Origin of the sequence: Naasia lichenicola, assembly GCF_004801885.1 — a bacterium.
Taxonomy (GTDB): Bacteria; Actinomycetota; Actinomycetes; order Actinomycetales; family Microbacteriaceae; genus Naasia; species Naasia lichenicola.
The window spans coordinates 100,144-121,603 of the sequence record NZ_SSSM01000005.1; the positions used below are offsets into that span (position 1 = coordinate 100,144).

The window sequence follows — 21,460 nt, forward strand, 5'->3', positions numbered from 1 at the left end:
AGAGCAGGCAGGTCAGCGCAGGAACGCGGCGGCGACTCCGGCGTCAACGGGGATATGTAGTCCTGTGGTGTGGCTCAGATCTGCCGAGCACAGCACGAAGACGGCGTTGGCCACATTCTCCGGCAGGACCTCGCGCTTGAGCAGCGTGCGCTGGGCGTAGTACTCCCCCAGCTCGTCTTCAGGTACTCCATAGACCGCGGCCCGCTTGGCTCCCCATCCGTTGGCGAACATTCCGGAGCCGCGGACGACGCCGTCGGGATTGATGCCATTCACTCGGATTCCGTCGCCGCCGAGTTCGGCGGCCAGGAGGCGGACCTGGTGTGCCTGGTCCGCTTTGGCGGCGGAGTAGGCGAGGTTCTCAGGTCCCGCGAAGATCGAGTTCTTAGAGGAGATGTAGATGATGTCGCCGCCGAGCGCCTGATCGATCATGACCCGCGCGGTTGCCCGCGAGACGAGGAAGGATCCCTTGGCCATGACGTTGTGCTGGATGTCCCAGTCCGCCACTGAGGTGTTGAGAAGTGATCGTGCAAGGACGAGTCCTGCGTTGTTGACGACCAGATCGACGCCTCCGAATGCGAGGACCGCTGCATCCACAGCGGCCGCGACGTCGCTTTCGCTGGTGACGTCGGCGCGCACGCCGATGGCCACATCTGTGTTGCCGATTTCCGCGGCAGCGGCTTGCGCCTTCTGGAGGTCCAGATCGGCGATGACCACGCATGCACCTTCGGCGGCGAGTCGGATCGCGATGGCCTTGCCAATGCCGCCTGCGGCTCCCGTGACCAAGGCGATGCGGGTGGCGAGCGCTTTGGGCTTCGGCATGCGACGAAGCTTGTTCTCCTCGAGGATCCAGTACTCGACGCGGAACTTCTCGGAGTCGGGAATCGGCTGGTAGGTCGAGAGGGCTTCGGCGCCGCGCATGGCGTTGATGGCGTTGACGAAGTACTCGCCGGCCAGCCGGGCGGTCTTCTTGTCAGCACCCCAGCTGAACATGCCGACGCCGGGCACGAGGACGATCGCTGGGTCGGCTCCGCGAATCGCAGGGCTGTCTGTTGAGGCGTAGGCGTCGTAGTAGGCCTGGTAGTCGGCGCGGTACTCGACGTGGAGCTCCTTGAGCCGCGCGATTGCGTCCTCGATCGAGGCCGTTGCCGGCAGATCGAGAACGAGCGGGCGCACCTTGGTACGAAGGAAGTGATCGGGGCAGCTGGTGCCTAGAGCGGCAAGCCGGGGATGCTCGCGGGAGGCAAGGAAGTCGAGAACTTCAGGGCTGTCGATGTAGTGGCCGACCTGTGGCTTGTCCGTCGAAGCGAGGCTTCGCACATGCGGCAGCAAGGCGGCGGCTTTGCTATGCCGCTCTTCTTCGGGAAGCGGCTGGAAGCCGGAGACGGCGGGGCCGAATGGCTCCTTCTTGCCGTGACTCGCGATGTAATCCTCTGCCGTACGGATGATCCAGAGGCTGTTTTGCTCTGCGAGCTCGCTGGTCTCGCCCCAGGCGGTGATGCCGTGGCCGCCAAGGATCACGCCGATGAGCTCAGGGTTCGCCTTCTGAAGGGCGGAGATGTCCAAGCCCAGTTGGAACCCGGGGCGACGCCAGTTCACCCAGGCGACCTTGCCGCCGAAGATCTCGGCGGTGAGTGCTTCACCGTCGGCTGCCGTGGCGATGGCGATCCCGGCGTCCGGGTGGAGGTGGTCCACATGGTCCGCCTCGACGAGGGCGTGCATGCTGGTGTCGATCGACGGGGCCGCTCCCCCCTGGCCGTGGCGCACGTAGTCGAAGAAATCGATCATCTCGTCGTCGTGCTCCGGCCCGCGGAAGACAGTGCTCAGCTCGCGGAATCGATCTAGACGGAGCACAGCTAGGCCCGACTCGGTCAGTGATCCGAGATCGCCGCCTGAGCCCTTCACCCAGAGCAGCTCCACATCCTTGCCCGTGGACGGATCAACCCCCTGACCCTTGGCGGAGGTGTTGCCTCCTCCATAGTTCGTCACGGTCTTGTCGGCGCCGAAGCGGTGCGACCGCCCGATGAGGTCGGACTGGGGCGAATGAGTCATCGTTGATCCCTTTGGATTCTCGTACCCCGACATTGAAAGCGGGAGGTTTGCTAAGTGGCACCGTGAGGTGAGAACCGGCGCTTGTCTTTCAAACGAAACCGTATCAGGTTTCAGTTGTGTTTCGTAGATGGCTAATCTACCTTCGAAGTTGTCGTTAGACCTTCGGAACGACGATGACGCCGCACCTGGACGGCTAGCGTGGCACCACCGAAAGAAAGGCTTCACCGCATGGCGACTCGATGGGACCCCGCGCTGGTCGATGACGAGCTGCTCGAACTGTCGCTCTCACTGGGGGATCCGGCCAAGGACCTGGTGATCCTCGCGGAAGGGAATGCGTCGAAGCGCCTCGATGACGACGCCATCGTGATCAAGACTTCCGGCTCGTACCTGTCGCGAGTGACGAGTGCAGACTTCGTTGTGACGGAAATCGAAGCGATAATGGCGGTCGTCGACGATGAGTCGGCCACGCAGGCCGATCTTTCCGCGATTCTCGACGCGGGCGAGCATGGGGGCGCGCCCCGCAAAGCGTCTATCGAGACCCTCGTGCACGCGGCCGTTCATTCGATCGCGCCGGCGGTTTACGTCGCACACACCCACCCGACGCCGGTGGTCGCGCTTCTTGCGAGCGTCCATGCGGCGACGACCTTCGACGAGTGGGTGTATTCCGACGAGGCTGTCGTCATTGGGCAGCCCCTCTTCGTGCCCTACGCCGAACCAGGACTTGCGTTGGGCCGGATCTTTGCGAAAGCGCTTCGAACGGCAGTGGACGAACGAGGAGAGGCTCCTTCGCTCATCCTTTTGGGTAACCACGGACTGGTTGCCCGGGCCAATACCGCCGAGGCGGCCGAGGCGATCACTCTCATGGCTGTCAAGGGAGCGAAGATCCGTCTGGCGGCGCTATCGGCCGGCGGTGTCGTCGGCCTTGGCAAGGACACCGTCGATCACTACTTCCTTCGCGAGGACATGACGGAACGTCGTCAGCGCCTCGCCGGTATGTAGATGCGGCCCAGTCCGATCGCGCGGGACGTCAAGACGAGCGAGCTGGCCGACGATCTGCACGCTCGAGGGGTTCCAGTCGGAATCCGCAGCATCGATCGATTGGCCGCAGCCCACGATGCATCGCACTATCTGCTGACCCCCCAAGCGGTTGCCACTCCCCACAACGCCGTCGAGGTCGCGAGTGCGGTGGCTGCCGCCGCCGCCCATGGGGTGTCCGTCACTTTCCGTTCAGGTGGCACGAGCCTGAGCGGGCAGGCGGGCACGGACGGCCTGCTCATTGATACGCGCCAGCACTTCCGCCAGATCGAAGTGATCGATCGCGGCGAGCGCGTCCGCACGGGCCCCGGCGCGACGGTTCGTGCCGTCAACATGCGCCTGCTCCGGCACGGACGAAAGCTGGGACCGGATCCCGCTAGCGAGATCGCATGCACCGTCGGAGGCGTAGTTGCGAACAACTCGAGCGGTATGGCCTGTGGGGTCGAACAGAACACGTACCGCACGCTGGATTCTGCGGTCCTCGTGCTGCCCAGCGGAACGGTCGTCGACACCTCCCTGCCCGATGCAGATGAGCGGCTGCGTCTCAGCGAGCCTCGAATCCATGAAGGACTCAACCGACTACGCAAACGCATCAGAGAAGACTCGACCTCGGTCTCTCGTCTGCTCGCGCTGCACTCCATCAAGAACACGATGGGCTACGGCCTCAACTCATTCCTCGATCACGACCGTCCGGTGGACATCTTGGAACATCTCGTCGTGGGAAGTGAGGGGACTCTTGCCTTCGTGGCGGAAGCAACGTTCCGTACGGTGCCACTGAAGACCCATCTGGCGACGGCGCTCCTGCTATTCCCCGATCTGGCCGCGGCGACTAGCTCCCTGACGCACTTGGTGGCAGCGGGCTTCGCGACCATCGAGCTGATGGATGCGACCAGCCTTCGTGTAGCACAGCGGGATCCGGGAGCAACCGACGATCTTGCATCTTTGAGGGTTGTCGATCATGCCGCGCTCCTCGTCGAATTTCAGGAAGCGAGCGCCAGTGAACTCGAACTCAAGGTGGCGCAATCAGCTGAAATCTTCGCGGCGCTTCCGCTTGCCTTTCCAGGCACCCTGAGCACCGATGCGGAGCGACGGGCGCAGCTCTGGCACATCCGCAAGGGCCTGTACACGTTGGTCGCCGGTGCGCGTCCATCCGGCACCACAGCGCTCCTCGAAGACATCGCGGTGCCGGTCGATAATCTCTACGCCACCTGCATCGACCTGATCGCGCTCTTCGAGAAGCACGGGTACTCCGAGAGCGTCATCTTCGGTCACGCTAAGGACGGCAACATCCACTTCATGCTCAACGAGCGATTCGACGACCCCGATTCGCTCGCGCGCTACAAGGACTTCACGGATGAGATGGTCGAAGTCGTTCTCGGGCACGAAGGCACGCTGAAGGCGGAGCACGGCACAGGACGCATCATGGCTCCCTTCGTGTCACGTCAGTACGGCGCCGAGCTCTACGCCGTCATGCGCGAGGTGAAGGCACTCATTGACCCGCACAATGTGCTGAACCCTGGCGTCCTCTTGACCGACGACCCCGAAGGGCACGTCCACAATCTGAAGACCGCACCAACGGTCGAAGTCGAAGTCGATCGGTGCGTGGAGTGCGGGTACTGCGAACCCGCTTGCCCAAGTAAGGACATCACCCTCACCCCCCGTGAGCGCATTGTCATCCGTCGTGAGATGGAGCGAGCGCGGGAGATCGGCGACTTCGACCTCCTGGCCGAGCTGGAACATGACTACGTTTACGACGGCGTAGAGACCTGCGCCGTCGATGGCATGTGTCAAACCGCCTGCCCTGTGCTGATCAACACGGGCGACCTCGTCCGCAGACTGCGCGGCGAGGCGCAAGGTCGAACCGCTCAGGCGGGATGGAAGGCAGCTGCGAAGAGCTGGGACGCCGTCACGCTTGCGGGAGGCGTCGCCCTCACAGTGACCAGCAAGCTCCCCGCCGTCCTCCCGGCCCTTGCAACAGACTTGGGCCGCGCTGTGCTCGGCGCGGACACCGTGCCGCACTACTCGGGCGAGCTCCCCGCAGGAGGAAGCCGCCGGCGGAAGCTGGACGATCCGGACCCGGCAGCAGTGTACTTCGCCAGCTGCACCACGACGATGTTCGGTCCTGCCGATGGCGGCGATGGCGTCAGCGAATCGTTCACTCGGCTCTGCGAACGAGCAGGCGTGCCCCTCGTGACTCCGGAGGACCTACCGTCGTTGTGTTGTGGGACCCCCTGGAAGTCGAAAGGCCTCACCGAGGGCTATGCGGTGATGAAGGATCGCGTGGCCGCGTCCCTGCTGAAAGCCAGTCGAGGCGGCCGGCTGCCGGTCGTATCCGACGCCTCCTCTTGCACTGAAGGTCTCGAGGTCCTCCTCGAGGCTGCAGGCGAGCACGGCATACGCGTGATCGATGCAGTCGCGTTCGTCGCAGAGTCCGTGCTGCCGGGACTCGAACCAGGCGTCCGGCTTTCCTCCATCGTCCTGCACCCCACGTGCTCATCGACACGTCTCGGCATCAACGGCGCGCTGACGATAGTGGCTTCCGCTGTCGCGGAAGAGGTGGCGGTGCCCGATGACTGGGGCTGCTGCGCCTTTGCGGGAGACCGCGGCATGTTGCACCCCGAACTGACTGCGTCTGCCACCGCCTCCGAGTCGGCGGGTGTTGACGCAGCGCATGCATCCGCTCATGGATCGCTCAACAGAACGTGCGAACTGGGGATGACACGGGCCACCGGCCAGCCGTACCGACACATACTCGAGCTCCTGGACGAGGTAGTGCCTCGCTAGGCCAGGGCGTCTTTTGCCTCCCCGGGTCAGCCGCATCCGCGTATCCGCATCGACCTCCGACTCCGGTGACGAAAGGAGTATCGTAAGCGGAGCGTTTCGAAGATCCACGGACGCCTTCCGAAGACGGCGGCGTGAGTTCCGAATCAGCCGCGTCCAGGGTCGGATGATGTCGTAAGGGGAGCTCTTTGTCAGACAGACGCCAGGTTCCGGAACGTCTTGATGGCATCCGTGAGGAAGTGATCCTTCACGAACTGCGCGCAACGGGCAAGGTTAGCGTCCGGGACCTCGCGGAGCGGCTCAACGTCTCGGAGGTGACGATCCGAAAGGATCTTGACGCACTTGAAGAGCGATCCTTGCTGCGCCGCGTTCGAGGTGGAGCCGTCCCGTCCGCACGCGGCGAAGAAGGCGCGTTCGCGGACCGGATGCTGATGGATGCAGCCGCGAAGCGAGCAATCGCCCGGGAGGTCGCCAAGAACGTGCAGGACGGCGATTCGATCGCGATCGATTCGTCGACGACTTCCTACTATCTGGCCCAAGAGCTTGTGGACCGCGATGATCTGATCGTCGTGACCTTCGGGCTGCGGACCGCTGTCCTGCTGCTCGAACAGTCCAACGCGACCGTGGTCATGCCCGGTGGTGTTGTGAGACGGGCATCAGGCGGAATGGTGGGATCGTTCGGCAATACGCTGGCCGGCCGCGGCCGACTGGGCGCAGGATTCTTCGGCACCGCGACCCTTTCCATTGAGCACGGCATGCTCGAGCTGTCGTCCGAGGAGGCAGCGACCAAACGAGCGCTCGTCGCGGTATGCGATGAAGTGCACGTCTCCCTCGCATCGTCCAAGATCGGACGCTTTGGCATCAACTCGTTCGCAAGCGCCAGCGAGGTGACTCGGATCTACACCGACGAGCTGGCTGACGACGCCTTCTTACACGAGTGGGAGAAGGTGGGCACCCCGGTCGTCCGTGTCGCCGGTACCCGTAGCGCGCTCGAAGCCCGGGCACTCTCGTTGGCCGGAGCCGAGCGCGAAGCAGAGGCGGTATAGCGGACCGGGCGGGCTCTGCGATGCCCGCCCGGTCAACGCGTCCGTGTCAGACCGCGGTGCGGGTGGCCTCGGGAAGCGGGACCACGTGCACCGCAGTGCCGTCCGACGATGAGAATTCCAGTGTCGGGTCCTCGACCACGACGATGATCTGGTCCCTCGATCGCCATGCGCGATACCAGGAGTCGGCTTCGCCGGAGGTCAGCTCAAGCACGCCCGGGGCGAGGACGGAGCGATCTGCCGTGAGGGGTTTGATCTCCAACATCCACGGCGAGAGCGCCTCAAGGGTGCGGCGCTGGATATCCGGGATCTTTCCGGAGGACTGCGGTCCGACATTCAGGAGCAAGCGGCCACCTCGCGCAACTATGTCCGCCCACACCTTGGCGAGTTCGCGTGCAGTGATCGTCAGAGCTTCGTCTTCGACCTGGTTGTAGCCGAACGAGAAGCCCATCCCTCTCGTCTGCTCCCAGCCGGTACCGTGTTCGTTCTCGGCGTCGAACGCGTATTCGCTGATGCGGTAGTCCCAGTATTTCTCGCCCCACCGATCGTTGAGGACGCCGTCGGGCACGACGGCGCGATAGTGCGCGATGAGTTCGTCGAGGGTGCCGTCGGTCTTTCCCGCGTCAGGCCATTCGATGTCGTTCCAGATGAGGGAAGGCTGGTATCGATCGATGAGGTCTCGCATGTGAGACGTGGCGAGCGCCGTGTACTCGACGCCCTTCGGCCGCAGCTCCTCGATGTCTTCGAGGCTCTGGATCGGCGGGTAATCAGTGCGAGCCCAGTCGAGTCCGCCGGAGTAATAGACGGCGAAGCGCATTCCGTGCGCGCGCACGGCGTCGGCTAACGGTCCGATCAAGTCCTGCTTCGGCCCCCGGGTCACGGTCGACAGCTGATTCTCGCCAGGAGCGTCCCAGAGCGCGACCCCGTCGTGGTGTTTGGTGACCGGGAGGATGTAGTCGGCTCCGATCGAGCTGAAAAGTGCGGCCCATTCGTTCGGGTCATACTCCGACGGATTCCACATCTCGAGGAAGTCGTAGTACGAGGCGTCGCCGTAGATCTCCTTATGGCGTTCGGCGGCGGGCGATCCTTCGATCCGCGTGGTGTTCGCGTACCACTCGGCATAGGCGTTGTGGGGGAACCACTCCTCGGGCGGGATGTTTCCCCATGCCCCAGTGGGCTCAGCCCATGCAGGAACGGAGTACAGGCCCCAGTGGATGAATATGCCGAGCGTTGCGTCCTTCGCCCACTGGGCCAGCGTGTGGTCGGAGTCGGTCATGGTGTTCCGTTCTTAGAGTGAGTGATCTGTTCGATGTGGCGGGTTCGCCGGGTTCATCGATTCGGGTTTATCTGGTCAGTGACCACTTCGCTCGAGGCGAAGGTCAGCCAACGCTTCGACTGCGGCGCGCCAATCACTGTGGCCTCCTGGCTCGAAGGTCTCTGGTGTGGAGCTGGCGGCGATCACGCTGGCAAAATCTTCGGGACTCGTGATCTCGCCAAGGGCTTGGAGTTGAACCGCTGCGTTACCCAAGGCAGTTGCCTCTCTCGACCACGTGGTGACAGGCACACCCGTTGCTGAGGCGGTTGCGCGCTGCAAGGCTCTGTTCGCGGTTCCACCGCCAGCCACGGAGACGCCGCTGATGCGTTGCCCGGTGACGGCTTCGAGGTCGTCCACGACGACCTTGTAGGCCAGAGCGAGGGAGTCCACGACCACCCGAGCGACCTGCGCAGGCGTCTCGGGCACAGGCATGCCCTGTCGCTCGCAGGCGGCACGGATGCGGTCCGGCATGCCGCCAGCGTGCAGGAACTCGCCGGAGTCCACGTCGATCCAGGCTCGAAGCGGAGCCTCGCTCTCGATCATCGTCCCCAGCTCCTCGTAGCTGAGGCGGATCCCCTGCTTCTCCCAGTCCCGACGGCATTCCTGCAGGATCCAGAGTCCGACGATGTCGCGCAGCAGACGGACGGTACCGGCATATCCGCCTTCGTTCGTCAGGTTGCGTTCGCGCACCGCGTCGCTGACGACCGGGTGGTCGAGGAGCACGCCTGCGAGGGACCACGTGCCGGAGGAGATGAAGAGGGTGTTGGCGCCGAGTCCAGGCATGGCGACCACCGCGCTGGCGGTGTCGTGTGCGGCCGGAGCGATGACGAGTGTCTGCGCGAGGCCGGGCGCCGCGTCCGCGAGACGGATCCGCCCCAATGTTGTGCCCGGCGCAATGATCTCGGGGAGCAGGCTCGTTGGAAGGCCAAGCTCGGTCATCAGCCCATCGGCCCAGCGGCCCGCGCCGACGTCGTACATCCCGCTGGTGCTCGCTACCGAGTACTCGCTGGCGAAGACGCCGCTAAGTCGCTGGTGGAAGATGTCCGGGATCATCAACAGCTGTTCGGCGGCCGCGATTAGCTGAGGGCGGGACTGCTGGTCCTCGACGAGCCCGTATACGCCGTTGATCTCGTGGAGTTGACTCCCTGTTGCCGCGAAGATTCGTTCGGCTCCGACTGCCGACATTGCGCGCTCGAAGCCGCGCCGCCGGCGGGGGTCCCTATAGGTCACGGGGAGCTCGAGGAGTTCCCCGTCGCGGAACAGCCCGAGGTCGACTCCCCAACTGTCGACTCCGACGGACGCGATGACATCTGTCCCTCCCAGTGTGACCAGCCCGCTCGCTATCTGACCCCAGAGGCCCTCAATATCCCAGCGGGGGATCTCGTCGACTGTGATGGGGGTGTTGGCGAAGCGTCGGACTACGTCGAGGTCGATTCGATTGCCGTCGTATCGAGCGGCTATCAGTCGCCCGCTCTCGGCTCCGAGGTCGACCGCTGCGATGGTGAGTGCGGTCATCGTCTGCTGCTCACTCGAATCTGTCGCCGCCGCGGAGCCTGTCGACCAGGACCGCGACGATCAGGGCCGAGCCGAGGACGACGTCGAGGAAGTGGTTATTGATCTGTTGCAGGTCGAGGAGGACGCCGACGGCGCCGATGATGAGTAGACCGAAGAGCCCGCCGATCGGGTTGCCGACACCGCCACGGACGAGGCTGAATCCGCCGATCATCAGCGCGGCGTAGCTCTGGAAAGTGAGGCTGGGCCCGATCTCGAGCGCGGGCCCTCCGTTCTGTCCGATGTAGAGGATCCCGGCTATGCCGGCTCCAAGACCTCCGAAGAGGAATGCGAATACGCGAAGTCGGCCCACCTTGATTCCGGCGCGGGTAGCGGCGTTCTCGTCGCCGCCTGCCGCTCGGAGGTGACGTCCGACCTTGTGGAAGGTCACGAAGCCTGCGACGGCAAGGATGACGGCAACGGCGATAAGGAACAGGTAGGAGAAGGGTCCTAAGGCGCCTAGCGAGAACGCGAAGAGCCCGTCGACGATGTAGGTCGGCGGGTTGCTGCCGATGACCGCGAGGGTGATACCGGAGAGGATGGTCAGCATGCCCACCGTGGCGGCGATGCTGTCCGCTCGGAATCTGACGACGGCCAGGGCGTTGATGGCGGCCGCCGCTAGCGCGACAAGCACGGCGATGGCGGCGCCAGGCCAGAAGCCGAGCTGAGGGCCGAGCGCCGCGAAGATGGCCGCGCTCACTCCCACCATCGGTCCGACGGAGAGGTCCACGATGCCTGCGAGGAGCCCCACGCAGGCGAAGGCGCTCATCACGAGGGGGACGGCGATGTAGCTGGTCAGAATGCCGAAGTTGTCGACGGAATAGAAGTCGGGGCCGGCCACGATGAGGGATATCACGGCCACGAGGAGCGCAGCTGTGACTACAGCGCCCAGGGAGCTCCCGCCATAGAAGGCTCGGATCTTGGCGAACCGCTTGGGAGGTCTGATGTCGAGGTCCACGGGAGTCCGATGGGTGGTCAGGGTGCTCATCGAGTGGACCTCTTCCTCAGGTATCCATCGCCGGCGAGAGCGATGATCAGAATTGCGCCTTGGAAGACCGACTGCATCGCGGCGTCGAGTCCGAAGAACACGAGGGCGGTCTGCACCGTGGCGAGGAGCGCGCAGGCGGGCAGGAGCAGCAGGATGCTTCCGCGTCCGCCATCCATGCGGACGCCGGCGAGTATCACGGCGGCGATGACGGAGAGCAACAGGCTGGCGCTGCCCATCGGGTTGAAGTTGCTCGTCGAACCAGCGAACAGGACTCCTGCGATTCCGTAGCAGATGCCGGCAGTGCAGAAGGCCAGGTAACGCATGCCTCGTATGGAGATGCCCCGGCTGCGTGCTGCGGGGACTGAGCCGCCTGTGGCGGTGAGGTGTCGCCCGGAACGGGTGTATCTGAGGAGTGGGGCTGCGACGAGGACGACGACAAGCATCACCCACCAGATGTTGGGCAGGAGAAGGCTGCCGTTCCCGAACATCGATAGCTCGGACCGCCCTGGCACTGTGGCCGTTGTGAACTGCATGCTGAGGATAGCGATCCCGATGAAGTTCGTGCCGAGAGTGACGATGATCGGGTTGATCTTGAGCGTTGTCACGATGAGGGCGTTGATGCCACCCCACACGACCCCGAGGGCGACTCCGATGAGCACGATGAGGGCAGTCGGCAGAGGGTTCGATGCGCCGAGCATCGTGGCAACCGCCCATGCGGGCAGCATCAGACCAGCGGGAATCGATAGATCGAGAACGGCGCCGCTGATGGTGATGATCGCCTGGCCGACACTGAGGATTCCGGTGATCGCCATGGTGAAGCCGATGGCGATCAGTGTGCGGCCGGAGAAGAAGTCGGGGTGGAGGACGGTCGTGACGACTATGACGATGACCAGTGCGCCGAGGAGTGCCGCTGCGGTGATCCCGTAGTGGTCTCCCTTGAGCGTTCTGGGGCGGGGAGCTGTAACAGCCCTCGTCTTCTGATCTGTCAATGCTGTCGTCACGACCGTCTCCGTGTTTCTTACTGCGTGGTTCCTTGCTGATGGATTCCTAGTTACTTGGTCGGGCAGAAGAGGTCGTGGCCGGCCTCATCCTTCTCACCGATCTCCTTAGTGCGCTCGTCGCCCGACGGCACGTCGGCGGCTTCTGCAGCAGTGACGACGCAGGGGGGGATCAGCAGACCATTGGCCGCCGTGTCCGCCATCTCGGGCGGGTTGCCCGCAGCGATCTTGTCGAGGATCTGGAATGAGTAGTGCGGGTAGCCCTCCAGGAAGTAGAAGGCGCTTCCCAGCATGTTCGGGCTGGCCGCGTCGGTGCCGATGAGGCCGCCATCCTGTCCCCATCCGAGGATCTCCGCGTCGCCGCCCAGCTGATTCTGCGCGTCGAGCGCGGCCTGGACGTTGATGTCGTTGATACCGACGACTGCGATGTGCTTGGCGTTGGGGTTGGCCGTCAGCAGGTTGCGTGCCGCAGGCTGAGCGGCGGCAGCAGTGCCGTCACTGTCGAACGACTGGAAGGCCGACTCGGGGATGTCCGGGCAGACGCTGAGGAGGCCTTCGGCCTCTCCTCCGGTGCGCTGCTCATCGACGGCGCCTGCAGCGGACTGATGTCCTTCCAGGACGAGGTCGACGTCACAGTCCCACTTCTCTTTGAGCGCGTTGCCGAATGCTTCGCCGTTCAGCTTTCCAGACGCCGCATTGTCCACTCCGACGAAGTACCAGCCGTCCTGGGCGATGTCGTAGGTGATGACGGGTATGCCTGCGGCCTCGAAGCGCTGCTGCGCCGCGGCGTTGGCGCCGGTGGCGACCATGAATCCGACGACCGCGTCTACCTTCTTGGAGATCAGCGTCGAGACGTTGCGCGTGAAGGTGGAAGGGTCGTTGTCGTAGGTGAGGACGATTGTCGTCCACCCGCGCTTCTCGGCGAGGGCTGTCGCAACGTCTGCCTGCTGCTCTTCCCACGGCGCGTCGTGGCCGGCGACGAGAACGCCAACCGTGAAGTCCCCGTCATCGCTGGATCCGCCAGCACCACCGGAGTCACCGGAGGAGCAGGCCGATAGTGCACCGAGACTCAAGGCGGCGGCCGCGACGATGACGGCTACCCGTCGGAACGAATATTTGATATGCATAGTTGCTCTCTTCTTCGAGGTGGGGAAGGTGATGCGGGTACTTCGCCAGTGCGGGCGAAGATCAAGGTGTCGAGATGGTCTCATCGGGAATCACAGCACCTGTGATGAGCCCGATGAGATCCTCGACGCTGGTCGATGCGATGTCTCGCGTGGTGACGGTTCGGCCGAGCCGCATGACGGTGACACGGTCGGCGACCTCGCGCAGCTGCTGCATGTTGTGGCTGACCACGATGACGCTGATGCCCCGGTCACGGAGACGTCGGATCAGATCGAGGACGTGGGCGGTTTCGCGTACGCCGAGCGCTGCGGTGGGCTCGTCGAGGATGACGATTCGCCGCCCCCAGAGGACCGCGCGAGCGATTGCGAGACTCTGCCGTTGTCCGCCGGACATGCTGCGGACCGTAGCTCGCAAGGAGGGGATGTTGACGCCTAGGTCCTTGACGAGTTCGCCGACCTCGGCGCGCATCTTCCGATCGCTGACGAACCCGAACAAACCCGCAAGGCCGGCGGCCGATCGCTCGCGGCCGAGGAAGACGTTCTGTGCGGCATCCATGGTGTCGACGAGCGCGAGGTCCTGGTAGACCGTTTCGATTCCGGCGGCGAGGGCGTCGGCGGGAGTGCGGAGCTCAACCCGCTTGCCTTCGATGGTGATGGTGCCTTCATCGGCGGGCTGCGAGCCGGACAGGATCTTCAGGAAGGTCGACTTGCCCGCACCGTTGTCACCGACGAGACCCATGACCTCGGCCTCGCGCAGATTCATCGACGCGTTGGAGATTGCGACGTTCGCCCCGAAAGCCTTCCGGATACCAGCGGCCTCGAGCACGTAGCCATTGGCCGTCGCCGGGGAAGCAGCGGACGTGGTATCGAGGCCATGTGGCATGGGGCGCTCCTTCGGCGGCATTGTCGAACTGAGGCACGGTTTGAAAGCCGAAAACGCCTCTTCCAAAGCGTAGCACTCTCATACCGAAGGTTGAAAGCTTTCATTCGAAAGCTTCCGAGTTGCGAGAGTGCGGTGTTCCGGAACGACCGGCGGAGTCCCGAGTTCGCGCGAATGGCCTACGGCGGTGAGATCTACTACTTCCGCCGATTGCAATCGGGGTCAGCCGCGGTGCACTCTGCGCGACGCGGCGGGGCGAACCGAAAGGCCCTCCCTAGTGCCGGGCACCCTCGTCACTGGAGTTCCCATCGCCTCCCAATCGGAGACGAAGTCGTCAGGTGCGCCGTCATCCGTATAAAGACGGGTGACCTCTTGGGACGACGCGAAGGAGTGCAGGCCGAACTTGTCGATCTTCGTTGATGCGAATAGAACGTGCACTTCTGAGGAGGCGGTGACCAGAGCACGCTTGGTGACAGCCTCTTCCGAGGACAGTTCGAGCATTCCATGCTGGCTTGAGACGGCGGCGGTACCGAAGAAGCCGAGCCGGACATCGACACGTCCTGCGAGGGCGTCCCCGAAGGAGCCGATCATTCCCCCCGACTGCCTGCGAATCACTCCGCCCGGCATGATCACCGTTGCGTCGGATTGTTCGAAGAGGAGCATGGCCGCTCGAAGCCCAAACGTCACGACTACCAAATCCCTACGGTCGAGCAGCTCTTGAGCTACGTAGTAGCCGGACGTCGATGAGTCGATAGCGATCGAGTCTCCATCCTTGACCAAGCGCCCGACCTCCCGCGCCAGCGCACGCTTGACCGCGGAGTCGAGGCTCAGTCGATCAGCGAACGCCCCCTCCTCCCCTCGAGCCGAGTTGACCGCACCTCCACGGACTCGGCGCAGCAGAGATAGATCCTCGAGGGCATCCAAGTCCTTACGGATTGTCACTTCCGAGACTCCCAGTCGATCGGAGAGTCCGCGCACGCTTACTCGGCCAGCGGCGCGCAGCTCACCGAGAATCACCTCGCTTCGAAGCCCCTCGTAGCGATCGCTCGGGGAATTCTGCTCGGTCACGACAGGTCCCCCTTCTGACCAGTGGTTGGCACGATTGGATGGACCTGCCCAGCCTTCGACTTCGGAACGAATCTAGACCGTTTCGTAAGCTTCCGATAGGACTTCGAAAGCACTCTGGTACCTTCGCCAAGGACGTGATCGGCGGATACCGTCTCGGACCGGCGACACCCCATTGATTTCCCACCTCAACAGGAAGACCGATGTCCCAGAGCACGTCTCTAACAGCCAGAGCGATCCTCTTCGACATGGATGGAACGTTGGTTGATTCACTGGCTGCAGTCGAATCGATCTGGACGGGATTCGCGATCCGCTTCGGCTTGGCTCCAGCTGAGCTACTTTCCGAGATCCACGGAGTGCGCGCAAAAGACAGCGTCGCCAGATTTGCTCCCCCTGGCAGCGATATCGATGCGCTGACCGCGGAGCTCACCGAATTGGAGGTGGCCAGCAGTGATCTAGCGATCGAAGTCCGCGGGGCTGCTTCGTTCCTGACTGCGCTCCCCCAGTCGTGCATCGGGCTCGTCACTTCCGCTGACTGGCGTCTCGCCGAGGGCCGAATGCGCGGTGCGGGTCTACCGATTCCCGCGACGGTGGTGACCGCAGAGGATGTGACTCGCGGAAAGCCGGCACCTGACGGCTATCTCCTGGGCGCGCGCAGGCTGGGTGTCGACCCCGGGGACGTCATCGTGTTCGAAGACGCGGAAGCGGGAATCCAAGCGGCATTAGCCGCCGGGATGCGCGTTGTCGTCGTCGGCGACCACGAGAGCTCCGCCACACGGGGCCTCACCCGCATTCCCGACTACGCAGCTGCCACGGTGTCGAGCCTGGACGGAATCATCACGGTACATATGTGACGGGCGCCTCGGCCGAGCGAAATGCTTCGACCCATGCGCCTATCGACACCCATCTCAGCGGGAGGACGTCAGTGCAGCGGATCTGCTTTCAATTGCAAGTGAAGCCGGATCGATTGGCCGAGTACGAGCAGCGTCATGTCTCCGTGTGGCCTTCCATGCTGAAGGCCATCGAGGCGTCGGGCAGGCGCAACTACTCGATCTTTCTCCGCGAGGACGGCCTTCTGATTGGCTACTACGAGGTTGATGACGACGAGGCATCGAAGAGAGCGCTAGCGGCGAACCCGGAGACAGCCAAATGGGAGGCCGAAGCTGCAGGTTTTTTCGAAGCCCTCCCGGGCGGCCGGCCCGATCAGAATGCGACGACGCTGCGTGAGGTATTCAACCTTCAAGAGCAACTCAGCAGGCTGTCGCAGGCGGGCTGAACGCCTTCGCATCCTTCCGGCGAGCTACCCGCGGCAGACGCCGCGGACCCCGACCTAATGCGGGTTGCGCGCTGAATGCTCGATTACATGTCGTCCAATGAGATCAAGCGCTTCGCGGATGATGTCCGACGGAGTGGTCGCCACGGCGAGGAATGCATGATCCAGCCCGTCGAAGCATCGGTAGACGACCGCGCTGCCCTGCCGGCGGAGCATCTGGACCAGATCATCGATCTGAGGTCGCAAGGTATCGAGTTCGGCGCCGAGAACGAGTGTCGAGGGCACCGCTTCAGCGAGGCGGGGATCCAGGAGGGGCGCAGCGAGGGGTTCGCTGAGGCGCGAATGATCCACGAAGTAGGTCCCCAGGATCAAGCGGACGATGGACTGCGAGATATCCGGTTTCGCCAGCGGCGACTGATAGCTCGCCACGGTTCGGCTTGCATCGACCAGAGGTACAACGAGTTGCACCGAGCGGAATTCGGGCGCTCCTGCAGAATGAGCCTGCTGCAGGACGTTGAGAGCCAACTTGCCGCCCGCGCTGGCTCCACCGATGCTCATCCTGCTGGCGTCCCATTCCCTTTCTCGGCCTGAGTCAGCAACCCACTTCGCAACGTCGAAACACTGCTCTTCGGCGACCGGATAGAGCGCCCCGGGAGCGGTCGAATAGTCCACGTTGACAACCACGACGCCGACCTCGGCGGCGAGGTAGGTGGCGAGCAGATCGTCCTGGCGTGGATTGGTGAGAATGAAGCCGCCGCCGTGGATGTTGATATGGACCGGTGGTAGGCCACTCGCCAGCGGCGCGTCAGGGTGTGGGCGGTAGATGAAGCAGCGGACGAGGCCATGTCGCGTCGGAACCATCGCCACCGTCGGCTCCGCGATGACCCTCGTGGTGACCTGAAGGTCCAATGGCTTCAGCCGCGGGGAGATGACCCGCTTGCCGATCGCCGAGTAGAGCCAGTTGTAGAGCTTGATCCTTGGCTTCGCGGCGCCCTTGCGCGCTGCGGATGCGGATCGTGCCGCTTGGGGGTCATTCACCGTCGGTGACACCGCGGAGAGCGTCGATGATCTGCGTCCGCCAGAAGCGCGCCGCCGGTGAGATGGCGGTAAGGGCACTGGATACGTGCACTTGCCCTTCCTGGAGCGTGAACTGCGCGTCGACGCCGGCCTCCTCGAGCCGCTGCGCATACGCGGAGCCGTCGTCTCGGAGGATGTCGAACTCGGCGCTGAGGATCACAGCGCGTGGAAGTCCGGCGAGGTCGGGCGCATGCAGGGGTGAGGCGTAGGGGCTGAGGTAGTCGTTGTCGTCGGCCAGGTAGGCGCGGCGAGACACCTCGAGATCCCAGGTCGACAGCGCGAAGCCGCTGCCGAACAGGTCGTGAGCCGGTGACGAGAAGGACAGATCGAGGGCCGGCACTTCGAGGATCTGAAGCACCAAGGACGGGCCGTTGAGATCTCGGGCTTTTAGTGCGAGCGCGGCTGCGAGATTTCCGCCGGCGGAAGCTCCCCCAACGGAGATGCGGTCCGCGCGGCCGCCGATCGCGGACGCGTTGTCCGCCGCCCACAGCAACGCGGCATACGCGTCGTCGAGGGGAACAGGGAACGCGTTCTCCGGAGCCTTGCGATAGTTCACCGAGACCACGATGTGATCGCCCAGAGCGGCACGCTCACGACAGGTGATGTCGGTCACCTGATCGAACACCGACCCGACGACGAAGCCGCCGCCGTGGAAGAAGAGGTGGATCGGAAGGGGTCCAGCCACTTCGGGGCGGTAGATCCGCAGGACGATCGTCCCGCCAGCGACCGGGATGTCAACGTCGTCGATGCGTGCGACCTCGGGGCCGGGTTCAGCAACCTGAGCGATCAGAGCGTCGGTTCCCTGACTGGTGGCGGCGCGAAAAGCGTCGTAATCGTCGATGACTTGGGGCATCTCGGGGTATCCGACGAGCAGCGGCACGAGGATGGGGTCGAGGGGCATGATGACGGCTCTCTGATGGATGTTGGACGGGTTCGCGATGCTGGGTTGCTGGAACGACAGGGGTTCGGTCAACTGAAGGCAGTCGTGACGCCGGCGGAGGACGACGACGGCGTCACGACTGGGCCGAGGGGTAAGGGAAGGATCAGGAGGGGACGACATTCCAGATGTACGGAACCGCGTTGCCGACCTGCACTGTCGCCTTCGTATTGGCGTCCGTCATGAAGTTGGTCTGCTGACGGTAGAAGGGCGCAAACCACGCCTGATCCACGATGTAGGCGTTGAGTTCCTTGCCCGCAGACTCGCCTGCTGACTCATCACCGTTCTGAATGGTCGAGATCAGCTCTTCGACCTTTGGATCATCGATGTGGAAGACGTTCCAATTGCTCGCCGCAGCGATCTGCGCCTGCGACATCTGCCAGTTGTCTAGAGACGACGGAAGCAGGAAGTAGGCGGCGGAGAACTTCTGCTGGAGCAGATCGGAGATGTACGCATTGGCGTCGGCTTCGGCCTGGTACTCCACGGTGATTCCCACAGCCTCGAGCTGCGAGGCGATGAGGGTGAACGCCGAGTCGGGAATGACCGGCGCGGTTGGCATGGTCAACGTGAACCCGTTCGCATAGCCGGCTTCCGCGAGCAGTTTCTTCGCCTTCGCGGGGTCGTACGGGTATACGTCGTCCAGCGACTCGTCGAAGCTTGACGAGGGCGGCCCGAAGATCTGAGTGGTGGCCGTGCCGTACTCACCGAGAACCGCTTTCAGAAGTGCGTCACGATCGAACGCGTAGTTGATGGCCTGGCGCACTCGCACATCGGCCATAGCCGGAGTGAGCGTCCCGTTGACGTCGCTGAGAAGCAGTCCCGCCCATGTGGTCTCCGCACTGTTCGCGGTGAAACCCGCGGCCTCCATCTGGGGGAGGGAGCTGTTGTCCAGAACTGTGGTCGCGTTGACCTGTCCTCCCTGGATCGCGTTGAGCAGCGAAGTCGGGTCGGAGTAGACGTTGACGATGAACTTCGCGTAGTGCTGAGCGTCAGGGTTCCAGTAGTCGGGATTGGCGTCGTAGACGTAGCTGCTGCCGACGACGGTCTCATCGGCGTTGAAGATGTAGGGCCCTGAGCCCACGGGCACCGTCTCGATGTTCGGGGAGTCGAATGCCGCCGGGCTCTCCACCAGACCCGCATTCTGAGTGAGGTAGGTGAGTAGCGCGGGATCGGGCGCGCCGAGCGTTATCTCCAGGTGAGTCGTGTCGATCGTCGCAACGTCCTCGACGTTGCGAAGGTTGTTCGCATTCGGAGAGGTTCCCTCTTTGAAACGCAGAAGGTTCTGCGTAACGGCGTCAGCGTCCAGCGAGGTGCCATCGGTGAACTTGATGTCATCTCGCACAGTGACGTCGAGCACGGTGCGATCCGCGTTGTACTCCCATTGGGTCGCGATGTTCGGCTGTGGGGTGCCGTCGGGGTCTGCCTGGAAGAGGGTGTCGTAGACCGGCTGCAGGTAGGGCGATTCGTTGGCCCAAGACGCGTTTTGGGCAGAGAAGCTCGAGAGCGGCAGGATCGCTCCCCACGTCAGGGTTCCTCCTGCAGCACCGGACTCAGACGCCGTGCCGGATCCCGTACCTGAGCAACCAGCGAGAGCCAACGCAGCAGCTACAAGCACTGCTCCGGATTTCCATTTGAACATCGTCGTCCTTCGGTGTGGAGCCCAGGGCTCGGTCATAGGTCACTGATTCGATTTAGTGAATCGAGTCAACGGGACTGTACGAGCGTTCGGAGGCAGAGTCAACCACCCCAGAGAGTGCGCCCGAGAAGGAACTGCTTCCAAGACTCAGCGGAACTGATTCGAATCAGTACTATGAGAGCCACGGATAACCGCGAGCCGTTGGAGGAGCGACGAATGAGTCAACACCTTCGCCGCGTCACCGCACTGGACGTCGCCAAAGAGGCCGGGGTCTCCAAGACCACCGTCAGCTACGTTCTGAACGAGACACCGCATCAGAAGATCCCCGAGGAAACTCGCGACCGCGTTCTCGCGGCGGTCAGGCGTCTCAACTACACGCCGAACTCCGTTGCGCGCGCATTGCGGCTCGGCCACAGCGATACTGTGCTGCTTCTCATGCCGGACTGGCCACTCGGCCCCGTACTTGCGGGGATTATCGACGCTCTGACAACAGCCCTTGAACGGCACGGGCTGTTCCTGATGATGCGGCGCGAGTCCGCCGGTAAGTCACTCGCGTCGCTGTGGCAAGACGCTGCGCCGGCAGCAGTGGTGGCTTTTCACGATGTCGACGACCGCGATGTCGAGTTGATGCGGGAAGCAGGGGTACACGTTGCGACCGCCCTGCTCACCTCCGAGCGCCCTTCCGGTCAGGAATTCGTGCTCCCGCAGGAATCGATCGGCGCTCTACAGGTGCAACATCTTGCCTCGAAGGGGCACACGCGGATCGCGTACGCCGCCCTCAGGGATGTGCGCGTGCAGACATTCGTCGACCTTCGGGTCCGCGGAGCCGAGCGCGCTGCTTTCGAGCTCGGTTTAGCGAAGCTGGAGGTTAGCTCGATGGACATCGAGGTCGAAGCAGCAGTGGAGACTATCGAGCGATGGAAGGGCCTCGACCCCGCCGTCACGGCGGTCGCCGCCTACAACGACGAATTAGCCGTCGCAATCTTGGCGGGCTTGCGTGCGTCAGATCTCAGCGCGCCCCGCGATCTCGCGGTCGTCGGCGTCGATGACGAACCATTGGCTCGGTTTGCATTTCCTCCTCTCACCTCAGTGAAGCAAGATGAGCGACTCATTGCGGGCTACCTCGCCCAACTCATCGTCAGCGGCATGTCGGGTGAAACCGCGGCCGCACCGGTCGGTCCAGATTCCATCTCACTCGTTGTCCGAGATTCGACCTAGACACGTGTCCGCTCATCGTGCGTTGTGTAGAGGGTTGCTATGAAGCGGGTCAGGTACGACGGTGAAGAACTCGTCATGCTGGACGAGGTGGCCGACGCGCTGCTTGCTTATGCGCTCTCACTCACTCGTTCTCGGTTCGGCGACATCGTGACAGTTCCCACCCTGACGATGACCGGCGCGACCCAGACAGTCGACCTCCTTCTGCATGGATCCATCCACCTCTCTAGCCGCGCGGTCGAAGAGCCCCGAGAAAATCGGCATCCGGCTGCGGCTTTCCTAGCTGAACTCGAGTTACGCACCGCCGGGGTAGACACAAGACTGTCGGGGGACAGACGCCACGGCGGGATCTTTTAAGGGACGGGGATCCCCAGGCACACCGGTAAATCGGGTTACTCCTGGTCGAAAAGTGGCACCTTCTGATGGACAAGAGGTGCGGTGGCGGCGAGGCCACAATCTGAGACCTCACGCACCTCATTCGTGAGGCCACGTA

At 63.5% G+C, this 21,460-nt stretch carries 17 protein-coding genes; 6 read left to right on the forward strand and 11 right to left on the reverse strand.

Annotation, left to right across the window (positions count from 1 at the left end; genetic code table 11):
• Positions 1-12: 12 nt before the first annotated feature.
• Positions 13-2,049 (reverse strand): bifunctional aldolase/short-chain dehydrogenase, encoded by a 2,037-nt coding sequence (locus tag E6C64_RS11420; RefSeq protein WP_136427652.1) that lies wholly within the window; start codon positions 2,047-2,049, stop codon positions 13-15.
• A 228-nt stretch (positions 2,050-2,277) separates the two neighbouring features.
• Here E6C64_RS11420 and E6C64_RS11425 point away from each other — a divergent pair, with 228 nt between their 5' ends.
• From E6C64_RS11425 to E6C64_RS11435, 3 genes are all read left to right on the forward strand, one after another.
• Entirely contained in the window at positions 2,278-3,048 is a 771-nt protein-coding gene (locus tag E6C64_RS11425) for a class II aldolase/adducin family protein (protein WP_136427653.1), read from the forward strand.
• On the forward strand, positions 3,049-5,868 hold the full coding sequence (locus E6C64_RS11430; protein ID WP_136427654.1) for an FAD-binding and (Fe-S)-binding domain-containing protein: 2,820 nt from the start codon (positions 3,049-3,051) through the stop codon (positions 5,866-5,868).
• A gap of 185 nt (positions 5,869-6,053) precedes the next feature.
• On the forward strand, positions 6,054-6,911 hold the full coding sequence (locus E6C64_RS11435; RefSeq protein WP_136427655.1) for a DeoR/GlpR family DNA-binding transcription regulator: 858 nt from the start codon (positions 6,054-6,056) through the stop codon (positions 6,909-6,911).
• 46 nt (positions 6,912-6,957) lie between these two features.
• Here the strand turns inward: E6C64_RS11435 and E6C64_RS11440 are convergent, their stop codons facing one another.
• The 7 genes from E6C64_RS11440 to E6C64_RS11470 form a co-directional block, all read right to left on the reverse strand.
• Positions 6,958-8,184 (reverse strand): alpha-L-fucosidase, encoded by a 1,227-nt coding sequence (locus tag E6C64_RS11440; RefSeq protein ID WP_136427656.1) that lies wholly within the window; start codon positions 8,182-8,184, stop codon positions 6,958-6,960.
• 75 nt (positions 8,185-8,259) lie between these two features.
• A complete protein-coding gene (locus tag E6C64_RS11445) occupies positions 8,260-9,738 on the reverse strand; it encodes a rhamnulokinase (protein WP_136427657.1) in 1,479 nt (492 codons plus the stop codon).
• A gap of 10 nt (positions 9,739-9,748) precedes the next feature.
• Complete coding sequence (locus E6C64_RS11450; protein ID WP_136427658.1) at positions 9,749-10,762, reverse strand: ABC transporter permease; 1,014 nt, start codon at positions 10,760-10,762, stop codon at positions 9,749-9,751.
• The gene (locus tag E6C64_RS11455; RefSeq protein ID WP_136427659.1) at positions 10,759-11,763 is read right to left on the reverse strand and encodes an ABC transporter permease; all 1,005 of its coding nucleotides are present in this window, start codon (positions 11,761-11,763) and stop codon (positions 10,759-10,761) included. The genes E6C64_RS11450 and E6C64_RS11455 overlap by 4 nt, the downstream gene beginning before the upstream one ends.
• Positions 11,764-11,813: 50 nt before the next feature.
• The gene (locus E6C64_RS11460) at positions 11,814-12,887 is read right to left on the reverse strand and encodes a sugar ABC transporter substrate-binding protein (protein ID WP_158437842.1); all 1,074 of its coding nucleotides are present in this window, start codon (positions 12,885-12,887) and stop codon (positions 11,814-11,816) included.
• A 61-nt stretch (positions 12,888-12,948) separates the two neighbouring features.
• Positions 12,949-13,767, reverse strand: a complete 819-nt coding sequence (locus E6C64_RS11465; protein ID WP_136427661.1) for an ATP-binding cassette domain-containing protein — start codon at positions 13,765-13,767, stop codon at positions 12,949-12,951.
• Between the two features lie 219 nt (positions 13,768-13,986).
• Entirely contained in the window at positions 13,987-14,832 is an 846-nt protein-coding gene (locus E6C64_RS11470) for a DeoR/GlpR family DNA-binding transcription regulator (protein WP_136427662.1), read from the reverse strand.
• A gap of 200 nt (positions 14,833-15,032) precedes the next feature.
• Between E6C64_RS11470 and E6C64_RS11475 the strand changes: the two genes are divergently transcribed.
• Together E6C64_RS11475 and E6C64_RS11480 are read left to right on the forward strand one after the other, a co-directional pair.
• Positions 15,033-15,683, forward strand: coding sequence for an HAD-IA family hydrolase (locus E6C64_RS11475; protein ID WP_136427663.1), 651 nt, complete (start codon positions 15,033-15,035; stop codon positions 15,681-15,683).
• The gene (locus tag E6C64_RS11480; protein ID WP_332908232.1) at positions 15,680-16,105 is read left to right on the forward strand and encodes an L-rhamnose mutarotase; all 426 of its coding nucleotides are present in this window, start codon (positions 15,680-15,682) and stop codon (positions 16,103-16,105) included. The genes E6C64_RS11475 and E6C64_RS11480 overlap by 4 nt, the downstream gene beginning before the upstream one ends.
• A 54-nt stretch (positions 16,106-16,159) precedes the next feature.
• On the opposite strand, the gene E6C64_RS11485 is transcribed toward E6C64_RS11480, so the two are convergent.
• The 3 genes from E6C64_RS11485 to E6C64_RS11495 all read right to left on the reverse strand — a co-directional run bounded on the left by E6C64_RS11485 (position 16,160) and on the right by E6C64_RS11495 (position 19,755).
• A complete protein-coding gene (locus tag E6C64_RS11485; RefSeq protein WP_136427664.1) occupies positions 16,160-17,152 on the reverse strand; it encodes an alpha/beta hydrolase fold domain-containing protein in 993 nt (330 codons plus the stop codon).
• Entirely contained in the window at positions 17,133-18,080 is a 948-nt protein-coding gene (locus E6C64_RS11490; protein ID WP_136428659.1) for an alpha/beta hydrolase, read from the reverse strand. Before E6C64_RS11490 ends, E6C64_RS11485 begins: the two co-directional genes overlap by 20 nt.
• Before the next feature lie 142 nt (positions 18,081-18,222).
• Entirely contained in the window at positions 18,223-19,755 is a 1,533-nt protein-coding gene (locus tag E6C64_RS11495) for an ABC transporter substrate-binding protein (protein WP_158437843.1), read from the reverse strand.
• Between the two features lie 213 nt (positions 19,756-19,968).
• Here E6C64_RS11495 and E6C64_RS11500 point away from each other — a divergent pair, with 213 nt between their 5' ends.
• Entirely contained in the window at positions 19,969-20,970 is a 1,002-nt protein-coding gene (locus E6C64_RS11500) for a LacI family DNA-binding transcriptional regulator (protein WP_136427666.1), read from the forward strand.
• The last annotated feature ends 490 nt before the right edge of the window (positions 20,971-21,460 follow it).